Source organism: Streptomyces sp. NPDC030820, from assembly GCF_055572075.1.
In genome coordinates, this window is record NZ_JBVIEB010000004.1 from 452,099 (window position 1) to 464,320 (window position 12,222).

Here is a 12,222-nt window from a genome sequence, read left to right on the forward strand (position 1 = left end):
ACCATGAAGTACACGCAGCTTGGACGCACGGGACTCAAGGTCGGCCGACTCGTCCTCGGGACGATGAACTTCGGGCCGCAGACCGACGAGGCCGACAGCCACGCCATCATGGACGCGGCGCTGGACGCGGGCATCAACTTCTTCGACACGGCCAATGTGTACGGGTGGGGCGAGAACAAGGGCCGCACCGAGACGATCATAGGCAACTGGTTCGCCCAGGGCGGCGAGCGCCGCGACAAGGTCGTCATCGCCACCAAGGTCTACGCCAACATGGCCCCCGACGGCGAGACCGCCTGGCCCAACCACGACAAACTCTCCGCGCTGAACATCCGCCGCGCCGTGGACGCCAGCCTGAAGCGGCTGCAGACCGACCACATCGACCTGTACCAGTTCCACCACATCGACCGCAGCACCCCGTTCGAGGAGATCTGGCAGGCCGTCGACACCCTGATCCAGCAGGGCAAGATCCTGTACGTCGGCTCCTCCAACTTCCCCGGCTACAAGATCGCCCAGGCCAACGAGATCGCCGCCCGCCGCGGCGGCACCATCGGCCTGGTCAGCGAGCAGTGCCTGTACAACCTCGCCGAGCGCCGCGCCGAGATGGAGGTCATCCCGGCCGCGCAGGACTACGGCCTCGGGGTCATCCCGTGGTCGCCGCTGCACGGCGGTCTGCTCGGCGGGATCATCAAGAAGGAGGTCCAGGGCGGCCGCCGCGCCACCGGCCGGGCCGCCGACACCCTCAAGGACCCGGCCGCCCGGGCCCAGGTCCAGGCGTACGAGGACCTGGTCGACAAGCACGGCCTGGAGCCCGGCGAGGTGGCCCTGGCCTGGCTGCTCACCCGCCCGGGTGTGACGGGTCCCATCGTCGGTCCGCGTACGGCCGAACAGCTGCAGTCCGCGATCAGGGCTTCGGAGCTGGAGCTGAGCGAGGAGCTGCTGGCCGGCCTGGACGAGATCTTCCCGGGCCCGGGGCCGTCCCCGGAGGCCTTCGCCTGGTAGTTCCGGGAGGCGCCGGCGCCCCGTAAGGGAGCGGGGCCGCATGTGACATGTGGCCCCGCCGCGCGGGCGCGACCGGCCACGACGGGCCTACGCCCGGCAACCGGCCGCAGTTCCCCCGCCGCTCCTCCCTCGAACCACTACCTGACGGCCGCCGAGACAGCCACCACCACAAACATCAGCACAAGCACGCCGGCCATGATCCGGTTCCGAGTCTTAGGGTCCACACCGTCGAGCCTAGCGGCCGGCGCCGAGCTCCCAGCGGGCGACCGCCTCATAGCGCGGCTGCTCCCCCACCACCCCCGACCGCGGCAGATTGCTCCGCACCAGCACCAGCTCGTGCACCGTCCAGGTCCTGCTGGTGAACTCGCGGAGCAGATCGACATACGGCCGTACGTCCACCGAGTCCCGGCTGCGCGCCACCGTCAGGTGGGCCTTGTACCGCCGGTGCTCCCCCATCGGCACGCCCGCCTTCCGCGCCGCCGACTCCGCCCGGTCGGCCAGCAGGCGCATCGCCTCCACCTCGCCGTAGGCGCCGGTCCACAGGGCCTTGCCGTGCCCGAACTGGCCGCCGCCGGAGAGGGCCAGGTCGAAGGGCGCCGTACGTTGGGCCGCGCGGGCCAGGCGGTCCGACAGGTCCGGTACGAGGTCGTCGGCGACCTCGCCGTAGAAGGCGAGGGTGAAGTGCCAGCCCGGCCGGTTGGTCCAGCGCAGCCGCTCCGCGCCGGGCAGCCGTTTCAACTTGGCCACTTCGACGGCGAGTTCATGGACGACATTCTCCGGAGGGAGCACGGCGGCGAAGAGTCTCATGTCTTCACCTTCGCAGACCCGCGCGGGAAGGATGAGCCCATGACGATCACGCCGACGCAGTCGTACACCACCTGCGAGAACCACAGGCCGGGGCAGGTGCTCGCCCGGCGGGTGTGACCGCCCGGCGAGCACCGCACGTCGGGTCGACGGTCAGCGCTCGGCGCGCAGCGTGCCGAGCAGGCCGTGCTGCTCGTCCCCGATTCCCGCGGCGAACCAGACGCTGTCCCGGCCGCCGGACCGGTCGGTGCCCTGCTGCAGTCCCCACAGGCCGTCGATCACGATCGGCCGGCCGTTGCGGTCCTTCAGGGTTCCCTCGAACCGGCTGGTCCTCAGGTCGAAGGCATGGATGCGGCCGTCGCCGAAGTTGCCCACGAGAAGGTCACCCGCGAACTTCCCGAACCCCTTGGGCGCCGTCTCCAGGCCCCAGGGCGAGTTGAGCACGCCCCGGCTCGCGAAGCGCTCGACCAGCCTGCCCCCGGTGGTGAACACGTCGATGAAGCCGTGGCCGGCGCCGGGGACGTCGTCCTTCTTCTCCTGGTCCTGCTGGGCGTACGTCACGAAGACCCGCTGGCCGATCTTCTTGACGTCGAAGGGCGCGTAGTCGGCGGGGAGGTTCGGGTCGCGGAACGCGCCGGCGGGCAGGTTCACCTGGTTGAAGTCGGTGTCGAAGGCGTCGATGCGCGCGTCACGGAAGTTCGCGACGAGGATGCGCGACTGCCGCTCGCCGCCCTTGCGGCATTGCGCGCCCTTCGTGTCCTTCGTCTCCTTCTTCCGGCAGTCCACCAGCGTCAGGCCCTTGAACACGGCGTCGTCCTCCTGCGCGACGCGGACGGCGTGCGTCGGGTCCACGTTCGGGTTGAACGCGAAGAGGCCACCGCCCTCCCCCGCGAAGATGTACCGCGCGGGACCGGACCTCTGGGAGGCGGTGAAGCGGAAGGCGCCGGTGTCGTTGCGCACGATCCCGGTCGGGTCGGCGTCCTCGGGGAGCTGGATGACGGGGGACAGGGCGATGACCGGCCGGTCGTCCCGGGCGCCCGTGTACACCGTGGACGTGTTGGTTCCGTTGTTGGAGACCCTGATCGCACCGCTCGCCGTGCGGACCAGACCCCAGGGGTTGACCAGGTTCTGGTCCTGCAGCTCCGCCCTGCCCGCAATGTCCGACACGAGATCGCGCTCGCGGAAGCCGTGGCCGGCCCGGCGTGGCGTGTCCACGGCCCCGGACGGCACGGCGGCGGCGAGCGCGCCGACCGCGCCGAGGGTCAGCGCGACCGCCGCCAGCTGCCGCACGCGGGAGCGGGATCTCGGGATCGATGCCAGTGATGCCATGCGGATGCTCCTGTTCCCCTACGGGGTGCCAAATACGACGTACTGGCAGAAGTAATCTCATGACAGGGCAATCACACCCACGATCGACACGCAGACACACACCCGTGCGAGCACCGGCGGTGGCGGCCGCTACGCCGCCGTCGCCAGCTGCTCCCGCTCGCGCGGGACGAAGCGGACCCGCGGATGGCCGTGGTGCCAGCCCACCGCCAGCCGCAGACCGCCGATGCGGGCGAGGACCAGGCCGATACCGGCGGCGGCCGCGGCCGAGATCAGGCCGCCGAGGGCGAAGCCGACCCGGGCGCCGTAGGTGTCGGTGATCCAGCCGACGACCGGCGCGCCCAGCGGCGTACCGCCCATGAACACCATCATGAACAGGGACATCACCCGGCCGCGCATGGCCGGGTCGGTGGCCATCTGCACGGCGGTGTTCGCGGTGACGTTGACCGTCAGGCCGAAGACCCCGATCGGGACCATGAGCAGCGCGAACAGCCAGTACGACGGGGCCAGTGCGGCCACCACCTCCAGCGCGCCGAAGGCGAGCGCGGCGGCGATCAGGATGCGCAGCCGGGCCGTGCCGCGCCGGGCGGCCAGCAGGGCGCCGCACAGGGAGCCGACGGCCATCAGGGTGTTGAAGAGGCTGTAGGAGCCGGCGCCGGAGTGGAAGACGCCGTTCGCGTAGGCCGACAGCCACACCGGGAAGTTGAAGCCGAAGGTGCCGATGAAGCCGACGAGCACGATCGGCCAGATCAGCTCGGGGCGCCCCGCCACGTACTGCAGGCCTTCCCGCAGCTGGCCCTTGCCGCGGGGCGCGCGCCGGACCGCGTGCAGTTCACGGGCGCGCATCAGCAGCAGGCCGGTGATGGGCGCGACGAAGGACAGGCCGTTGGCGAGGAACGCCCAGCCGGTGCCCACGCCGGTGATCAGCAGACCGGCGACCGCGGGGCCGACCAGTCGGGCGGACTGGAAGTTCGCCGAGTTCAGGCTGACCGCGTTCTGCAGCTGCTCGGGGCCGACCATCTCGGAGACGAAGGACTGGCGGGCCGGGTTGTCGAGCACCGTGGCGAGGCCGACGGCGAAGGCGACGACGTAGACGTGCCAGACCTGGACATGGCCGCTGAGCGTGAGAAGGGCGAGCGCCAGGCCCGTCACGGCCATGGCGGCCTGCGTGACCAGCAGCGTGGGGCGCTTGGGGAGGCGGTCGACCAGGACTCCGCCGTAGAGGCCGAAGAGGAGCATCGGCAGGAACTGCAGGGCCGTCGTGATGCCCACGGCGGCGGAGGAGCCGGTGAGGCTGAGGACGAGCCAGTCCTGGGCGATGCGCTGCATCCAGGTGCCGGTGTTGGAGACGACCTGGCCGATGAAGAAGAGGCGGTAGTTCCTGATCCTCAGCGAGCTGAACATCGAGCCCTTGCGGGCGGTGGGGGTGGTAGTGACGGTCGGTGCGGGGGCGGAAGGTGTTCCGGATCCCGTACTCAAAAGGGTTCGCCTCCTGGATGGTGCTTAAAGGTGTGCGAGCTTCTCCAGCACGGGGGCGGCGGCGCGCAGTTTGGCCCACTCGTCCTCGTCGAGGCCCTCGACCAGGCCGGCCAGGAAAGCGTTGCGCTTGCGGCGGCTCTCCTCGAGCATCGCCTCGGCCTGCTCGGTCTGGGTGACGACCTTCTGGCGCCGGTCCTCGGGGTGCGGCTCGAGCCGGACCAGCCCCTTGGCCTCCAGCAGCGCGACGATACGGGTCATCGACGGCGGCTGGACGTGCTCCATGCGGGCGAGCTCGCCCGGGGTGGCCGAGCCGCAGCGGGCGAGGGTGCCGAGCACCGACATCTCGGTGGGGCTCAGCGACTCGTCGACCCGCTGGTGCTTGAGCCGACGGGACAGCCGCATCACGGCGGAGCGGAGGGCGTTCACGGCGGCAGCGTCGTCGCCATGGGTGAGGTCCGGCATGTTCTTTAGGGTAACTCATTACCCTCGCTAAAGACCACCGCGACACGCCCGCATGTCCGTGATACCCGCCACTGAACCAATCGATCACCCAAACGAGTGAGTCGGTTCCTGAAAGTGACGCATGGGGTGGCCGGATGTGGCGACCCTCGTACGCATGGCGACCAGTGTGCTCAGTCTGCGCATAGACGGAGAGCTGCTCGAAAGACTCCGGCAGCACGCGGCGAAAAGAGGAATGAGCGTGCAGGACTATGTGGTCCGCACGCTCATCCGGGACGACTTCGACGAGCGGTTCCAGGCCGCCGTCGAGGAGACGGAGCGGTTCTACGGCGTCACCTGACGCCGTAGAACCGCAGTGGGCTCAGGTCAGGCCCAGGGCCGGCATCAGGTAGTAGAAGGCGAAGACCGCCGAGACGACGTACATCGCGGCCGGGATCTCCCGGAACCGACCGGCGGCCAGGCGCAGCACCGTGAAGGTGATGAAGCCCATGCCGATGCCGTTGGTGATCGAGTAGGTGAACGGCATCATCAGCATCGTCACGAACGCCGGGATCGCGATGGTGTAGTCCGCCCAGTCGATCTCCTTGATCGAGTTCGAAAGGATCAGGAAGCCGACCGCGATCAGCGCCGGGGTCGCCGCCTGGGACGGCACCATCGTGGCGACCGGTGCGAGGAACAGCGCGACGGCGAAGAGGCCGCCCGTGACGACGTTCGCGAGGCCCGTGCGGGCGCCCTCGCCGACGCCGGCCGTGGACTCCACGAACGCGGTGGTGGCCGAGGAGGAGCTGGCGCCGCCCGCCGCGACCGCGAGGCCGTCGATGAACAGGACCCGGTTGATACCGGGCATGTAGCCCTCTGCGTCGGTCAGCTTGGCCTCGTCACTGACGCCCATGATCGTGCCCATCGCGTCGAAGAAGCACGACAGCAGGACCGTGAAGACGAAGAGGATGCCGGTCAGCACGCCGACCTTGGAGAAGCCGCCGAACAGGCTGACCTGGCCGACCAGGCCGAAGTCGGGGCTCGCGACCGGGTTGCCCGGCCACTTCGGGACCGTCAGACCCCAGGACGGGATCGTGGTGACCGCGTTGAGGATCAGCGCGAGGACGGTCATGCCGACGATCGAGATCAGGATCGCGCCCGGCACCTTGCGGACGATCAGCGCGAAGGTCAGCAGCGCGCCCAGGATGAAGACCAGCACCGGCCAGCCGTGCAGATGGCCGCCGGTGCCGAGCTGGACCGGGACGGTGGTCTGGGCGGCGTCCGGCATCCGGGTGACGAAGCCAGAGTCGACCAGGCCGATCAGCATGATGAACAGGCCGATACCGATCGAGATCGCCTTGCGCAGCCCGAACGGCACGGCGTTCATCACGCGCTCGCGCAGCCCCGTGGCGACCAGCAGCATGACCACGAAGCCCGCGAGGACGACCATGCCCATCGCGTCCGGCCAGGACATCCGGGGCGCCAGCTGGAGGGCGACGACCGAGTTCACGCCGAGGCCCGCGGCGAGGGCGATCGGGACGTTGCCGATGACACCCATGAGGAGGGTGGTGAACGCGGCCGTCAGCGCGGTGGCCGTGACCAGCTGGCCGTTGTCCAGGTGGTGCCCGTACATGTCCTTCGCGCTGCCGAGGATGATCGGGTTCAGCACGATGATGTACGCCATCGCGAAGAAGGTGGCGAAACCTCCGCGGATCTCCCGCGCGACGGAACTGCCGCGCTCGGAAATCCTGAAGTAGCGGTCGAGGGCGCCCTGGGCGGGCACACCGCCCGGAATCTCGGGGGTGGGGACCTTGGCGGGTGCCGAGGTGGACATGCGGGTCTCCATCACCAATGCGGTTCCCCCGAGCCTCATTGGAGTTTCATACGAACAGAAGCGGACACAGCCAAACGGTTTCAGTATGAACGTATGAGTCCGAGAACGCCATCTCCGCGCGTAGAACGACCAGCCGCTTAAGCTGTGCCCATGGCCAAGTGGACCCCCAAGCACGAGGCGCCCGAGCCCCTGGAGGGCCCCGTGGTCGCCACCATCACCGGCGGCACGATCGTCTGGTTCGTCCTCTTCCTCGTCCAGCTCCCCTTCTACGGCTGGTTCGAGGACCACGGGCATCTGTGGTGGCTGTGGACCTGCCTGGCCGGGGGCGGGCTGGGGCTGATCGGCATCTGGTACGTCCGGAGGCGGGACGCGGCGATCAAGCGGGCGGCCGCCCTGCATTCGGCGTCGACCGAGTAACTCGTAAAGCGGGCAAGCGGGCAAATCCGCACGTACCGTCGATGACATGACCCACATAGACGCGGGTGCGGAACTCGACCCCGTGCACCCGGTGGCCCTACCGATGACCAGGTCGGCAGGGCTCACCCGGGCCGAGGTCGCGGAGCGTGTCACCCGCGGCCAGGTCAACGACGTACCGGTGCGCAGCAGCCGGTCACCGGTCGAGATCGTCCGGGCGAACGTCCTCACCCGGTTCAACGCGATCATCGGCGTGCTCTGGCTGGTCATGCTGTTCGTCGCGCCGATCCAGGACAGCCTCTTCGGCTTCGTGATCATCGCCAACACCGGCATCGGCATCATCCAGGAGTGGCGGGCCAAGCAGACCCTCGACTCGCTCGCGGTGATCGGCGAGGCCCGGCCGACGGTACGAAGAGACGGGACGGCCATCGAGGTCGCCATCCATGAGATCGTCCTCGACGACCTCATACAGATCGGCCCCGGCGACAAGGCCGTGGTGGACGGCGTCTGCGTCGAGGCCGACGGGCTGGAGATCGACGAGTCGCTGCTCACCGGTGAGGCCGACCCCGTCGTCAAGCGCCCCGGCGATCCGGTCATGTCCGGCAGCTTCGTCGTCGCGGGCGGCGGCGCCTTCCAGGCGACCAAGGTCGGCCGCGAGGCCTACGCCGCCCAGCTCGCCGAGGAGGCCTCCCGCTTCACCCTGGTCCACTCCGAGCTGCGCACCGGCATCTCCACGATCCTCAAGTACGTCACCTGGATGATGGTCCCGGCGGCGATCGGCCTCGTCATCACCCAGCTCGTCGTCAAGAGCAACGGCTTCAAGGACTCCGTCGCCCGCACGGTCGGCGGCATCGTCCCGATGGTCCCGGAGGGGCTCGTCCTGCTCACCTCGGTCGCCTTCGCGATCGGGGTCATCCGGCTCGGCCGGAAACAGTGTCTTGTGCAGGAGCTACCGGCGATCGAGGGGCTCGCCCGCGTCGACACCGTCTGCCTGGACAAGACCGGCACGCTCACCGAGGGCGGCATGGACGTCACCGAGCTACGGGCGCTCGACGGGGCCGACGAGGGTTACGTACGCAGGGTGCTCGGCGCCCTCGGCGAGTCCGACCCGCGCCCCAACGCCTCCCTCCAGGCCATCATCGACGCCTACCCGGACAGCGAGGACTGGCGCTGCGTGGAGTCGCTGCCCTTCTCCTCGGCCCGCAAGTACAGCGGGGCCGCGTTCAGCGAGGCCGACGGCGAGACCAGTACGTGGCTGCTCGGCGCCCCCGATGTCCTCCTCGCCGACGGCGACCCGGCCCTGGCCGAAACCGAGCGCCTCAACAAGCAGGGGCTGCGGGTGCTGCTGCTGACCCGGGCGAGCCGCGACCTGGACGACCCCGAGCCGGCCCATGGCGCCCGCCCCACCGCCCTCGTCGTCCTGGAACAGCGGCTGCGGCCGGACGCCGCCGACACCCTGCGCTACTTCGCGGACCAGAACGTCCGCGCCAAGGTCATCTCCGGCGACAACGCGGTGTCGGTCGGCGCGGTCGCCGCCAAGCTGGGCCTGGACGGCACGACGGTGGACGCGCGGCACCTGCCGGCCGACCGGGCGGGCATGGCGGACGCGCTGGACCAGGGGACGATCTTCGGGCGGGTCAGCCCGCAGCAGAAGCGGGACATGGTCGGGGCGCTGCAGTCGCACGGGCACACGGTCGCGATGACCGGCGACGGCGTGAACGACGTGCTCGCGCTGAAGGACGCCGACATCGGGGTCGCCATGGGCTCCGGCTCGGAGGCGACGCGGGCGGTGGCGCAGATCGTGCTGCTGAACAACAGCTTCGCCAGCCTGCCGTCGGTGGTCGGCGAGGGCCGCCGGGTGATCGGCAACATCACGCGCGTGGCGACGCTGTTCCTGGTGAAGACGGTCTATTCGGTGCTGCTGGCCGTCCTGGTGGTCTGCTGGCAGGTGCAGTATCCGTTCCTGCCCCGGCATCTGACCCTGCTGTCCACCCTCACCATCGGCGTCCCGGCGTTCTTCCTGGCCCTGGCACCCAACAAGGAGCGGGCGAAACCGCACTTCGTGCGCAGGGTCATGCGGTACTCGATCCCCGGTGGCGTGGTGGCGGGGGCGGCGACCTTCGTGACGTACCTGGTCGCCCGTGACCACTACACGGGAAACGGCCAGTTGGACGCGGAGACCAGCGCGGCCACCCTCACGCTCTTCCTGGTCTCCCTGTGGATCCTGGCGATCATCGCCCGCCCCTACACCTGGTGGCGCCTGGCCCTGGTGGCCGCGATGGGCGTGGCGTTCCTGCTGGTCCTGGCCGTCCCGGCGCTGCAGGGCTTCTTCGCGCTGAAGCTGGTGGGGGTCACGATGCCGTGGACCGCCGTCGGCATCGCGGTGGTGGCGGCGGTCGCCCTGGAGTGGCTGTGGAAGTGGGTCGACCGCCGCGAGGCGCTGCGCTGAGCTGGGGCCGACGACGTCCGGGGGGATGGACGCCGGAGGGGAACTGCGGGTCCGCTGTGGCTGGTCGCGCCCACGTGGCGGAGCCGCATATCGACACAGCCCCGCGCCCCTTCGGGGGCGCTACATCACTTCGCGCCCACGTACACGCCCGTGGCGCTGACCGCCGGGGTCGTCGAGACGCCGGCGAAGCTGTAGCGCCAGTAGCCGCTGTAGTTCACGGTGGCGGTGGTCTTCGCGTTGCCGTACGTGTCGGTGTAGACCGTCTTGATCGTGGTGTACGTGCTCGTGCCGGCCTTGCGGAACTGGAGCTTGACGGGCTGGCCGCCGAAGTTGTTGTACGTGTGGTGCTCCCAGTCGGCCCGGGTCAGCTTGCCCGACACCGTGACGCTCTTGCCCTTGTAGACGGACGTCGAGCTCACGGTGGTCGTCAGCTTGGAGTTCCGCTGCACCAGGGTCGTGCCGAGGCCGCTCTGGTCCTTGTAGCCGACCTTGCTCATGTCGGGGTTCTGCTGGTCCTGGCCGTTGAAGGCGACGGCCTCGGCGGCCACGCCCCAGCTGCCGGCCCAGGCGTTCTTCAGGTCGCCATCGGCCGGGTAGATGTTGATGGAGCCCTTGCAGGTGGCCGTCGTCGGCGAGGTGGCGGTGCAGGTCGCCGGGTTGTCGCCGTACAGCTCGGGGGCCGTGTCGCTGTAGGTGCCGTGGTAGAGGAAGGCGTCCGTGTAGAAGTCGCTCGCGGCGATGTTCACGTCGGTGCCGTGCGTCAGCGTGTACGAGTACGCGACGGTCACCTCGTTGGTGGTGCCCACCTTGATCGACTTGGCGATCGAGACGTTGGAGAAGCTTGCGTTCAGCGTGTACGGCGCGCCCGAGTCGGTGACGGCCTGCGCGGCCGGGACTGCGAGGGCGGAGAGGGCCAGGGCGCCGGAGACGGCGGCCACGGTGGCACGTGTGCGCATGTGCGTTTCCCCTGGAGGGAGAAGTGATCGTGGAGTCGGTTGACTCACGCGATCAGATCCGCGGGGGATGCCGCTGGTTGTACGGCTGGTGCCCCCGCGGACCGGATTTTGTGCCGCGCTTACTGATCCATTACTGCACGTCGACGAAGTCACCCGTGGCGTTGACCGCCGGGGTGGTCGTGGTGCCCGCGAAGGAGAAGCGCCAGTAGCCGTCGTAGTTGGCGGTGGTCGTGGTCTTCAGGTTGCCGTACGAGTCGGTGTAGACCGTCTTGACCGTGCTGTACGTGCTCGTGCCGTACTTCCGGAACTGCAGCTTGACCGGCTGGTTGGTGTAGCCGTGGTACAGGTGGTCCTCCCAGTTGGCCCGGGAGAGCTTGCCGGTGACCGTGAGGGTCTTGCCCTTGGCGATCGGCTCGGGGCCCGCGTTGACCGTCAGCTTCGAGTAGCGCTGGACGTTGGTGGTGCCCAGGCCGCCCTGCACGGAGCTGTCCCCGGTGCTGTACTGGAGCGCCAGCGCGCCGGCGTTCCAGGTGCCCGCGTCGGAGTTGAGCAGCTCGTCGTCGGCGGGGTAGATGTCGATGAGGCCCGTGCAGTCGGCGGTCGTCGACGAGGTGGGGGTGCAGTTGGCCGGGGCGTCGCCGAACAGGACGTTGCTCGCGGTGTCGGGCGAGGAACCCTTGTAGATGAAGGGGCCGGTGGCGAAGTCGTCCGACGAGACGTCGTAGTTGGCTCCGTGGGTCAGCGTGTAGGTGACCGTGGTGGAGACGTGGTTGGTCGTACCGACCTTGACCGCCGAGGCGATCTTGAGGTTCGAGAAGGTCACGCCGAGGTCCGCGCCCTCGGCGGTGCTGAACGCGGACTTGCCGGAGGTGTGGAGCGCCTTCGCGGCCTCCGTCTGGTACGACGGGGCGGAGCCGGCGGCCTGGGCGGCCGGCACGACGAAGGCGGAGAGGGCCAGGGCGCCGGAGACGGCGGCCACGGTGGCACGTATGCGCATGCGTTCCCCTGTGTGGAGAAGGTGGACACGGGGTCCAGTGATCAGGGAGTCAGTCGACTCGTGTGATCAGACCCGTGAAGGTATGGAGTGGTTGTACGGGTGATGCCGTGAGTTTCCGGCGGATTAACCCGACGGCTACTGCACGTCGACGAAGTCACCGGCGGCACTGACCGCGGAGGTGGTCGAGTTGCCTTCAGCGACTCCCAGTTGGCGCGGGTGAGCGCGCCGGTGACGGTGAGCGTCCCGCCCTTCTTCACCTGCTCCGGGGCGGCGTTGACCGTGAGCCTGGCGGCGCGCTGGAACCAGAAGGAACCGGCCTTCTCCCTCCAGACGAAGTCGCCGTGAAGTACTCGGCGCCCTCGATGCCCGAGTTGTCGGTGGCCGTGACACTGACCTTGATGGTCACCGGGCTGGAGACGCCCATGGACACCTTGTTGTCGCCGTCCACGACCACCTTGGTGATCTTGGTGTCGCCGTAGCCGCCGTCGGCCTGCGCTGCCGGGACGGCGAGGGCGGACAGCGGGGT

Annotated in this window: 11 protein-coding genes and 1 pseudogene; 4 read left to right on the forward strand and 8 right to left on the reverse strand. The window is 69.3% G+C overall.

Annotated elements, in window-relative coordinates; genetic code table 11:
• Positions 1–3 precede the first annotated feature (3 nt).
• A complete protein-coding gene (locus ACZ418_RS13885) occupies positions 4–999 on the forward strand; it encodes an aldo/keto reductase (RefSeq protein WP_468361916.1) in 996 nt (331 codons plus the stop codon).
• 234 nt (positions 1,000–1,233) lie between these two features.
• Here the strand turns inward: ACZ418_RS13885 and thpR are convergent, their stop codons facing one another.
• The 4 genes from thpR to ACZ418_RS13905 form a co-directional block, all read right to left on the reverse strand.
• Positions 1,234–1,806 (reverse strand): RNA 2',3'-cyclic phosphodiesterase, encoded by a 573-nt coding sequence (gene thpR, locus ACZ418_RS13890; protein ID WP_468361919.1) that lies wholly within the window; start codon positions 1,804–1,806, stop codon positions 1,234–1,236.
• A gap of 150 nt (positions 1,807–1,956) precedes the next feature.
• Positions 1,957–3,132: a TIGR03118 family protein gene (locus ACZ418_RS13895; protein WP_468361921.1), complete on the reverse strand. Its 1,176-nt coding sequence runs from the start codon at positions 3,130–3,132 to the stop codon at positions 1,957–1,959.
• A gap of 129 nt (positions 3,133–3,261) precedes the next feature.
• Positions 3,262–4,608: an MFS transporter gene (locus tag ACZ418_RS13900; protein WP_468361924.1), complete on the reverse strand. Its 1,347-nt coding sequence runs from the start codon at positions 4,606–4,608 to the stop codon at positions 3,262–3,264.
• A 24-nt stretch (positions 4,609–4,632) separates the two neighbouring features.
• A complete protein-coding gene (locus ACZ418_RS13905) occupies positions 4,633–5,070 on the reverse strand; it encodes a MarR family winged helix-turn-helix transcriptional regulator (protein WP_468361927.1) in 438 nt (145 codons plus the stop codon).
• A gap of 121 nt (positions 5,071–5,191) precedes the next feature.
• On the opposite strand from ACZ418_RS13905, the gene ACZ418_RS13910 reads away from it, so the two are divergent.
• The gene (locus tag ACZ418_RS13910) at positions 5,192–5,407 is read left to right on the forward strand and encodes a ribbon-helix-helix protein, CopG family (RefSeq protein WP_468361930.1); all 216 of its coding nucleotides are present in this window, start codon (positions 5,192–5,194) and stop codon (positions 5,405–5,407) included.
• Between the two features lie 21 nt (positions 5,408–5,428).
• Here ACZ418_RS13910 and ACZ418_RS13915 read toward each other — a convergent pair whose 3' ends face one another.
• On the reverse strand, positions 5,429–6,880 hold the full coding sequence (locus ACZ418_RS13915) for an NCS2 family permease (protein ID WP_468361933.1): 1,452 nt from the start codon (positions 6,878–6,880) through the stop codon (positions 5,429–5,431).
• A gap of 150 nt (positions 6,881–7,030) precedes the next feature.
• Here ACZ418_RS13915 and ACZ418_RS13920 point away from each other — a divergent pair, with 150 nt between their 5' ends.
• Entirely contained in the window at positions 7,031–7,297 is a 267-nt protein-coding gene (locus tag ACZ418_RS13920; protein ID WP_468361936.1) for a DUF2530 domain-containing protein, read from the forward strand.
• Positions 7,298–7,343: 46 nt separating this feature from the next.
• On the forward strand, positions 7,344–9,743 hold the full coding sequence (locus tag ACZ418_RS13925; protein ID WP_468361939.1) for an HAD-IC family P-type ATPase: 2,400 nt from the start codon (positions 7,344–7,346) through the stop codon (positions 9,741–9,743).
• A 125-nt stretch (positions 9,744–9,868) separates the two neighbouring features.
• Here ACZ418_RS13925 and ACZ418_RS13930 read toward each other — a convergent pair whose 3' ends face one another.
• From ACZ418_RS13930 to ACZ418_RS13940, 3 genes and pseudogenes are all read right to left on the reverse strand, one after another.
• Positions 9,869–10,699: a hypothetical protein gene (locus ACZ418_RS13930; RefSeq protein WP_468361942.1), complete on the reverse strand. Its 831-nt coding sequence runs from the start codon at positions 10,697–10,699 to the stop codon at positions 9,869–9,871.
• Positions 10,700–10,829: 130 nt separating this feature from the next.
• On the reverse strand, positions 10,830–11,696 hold the full coding sequence (locus ACZ418_RS13935; RefSeq protein ID WP_468361944.1) for a hypothetical protein: 867 nt from the start codon (positions 11,694–11,696) through the stop codon (positions 10,830–10,832).
• A 191-nt stretch (positions 11,697–11,887) separates the two neighbouring features.
• Positions 11,888–12,216: pseudogene (locus ACZ418_RS13940) on the reverse strand (calcium-binding protein); the annotation flags it as partial.
• Between the last annotated feature and the right edge of the window lie 6 nt (positions 12,217–12,222).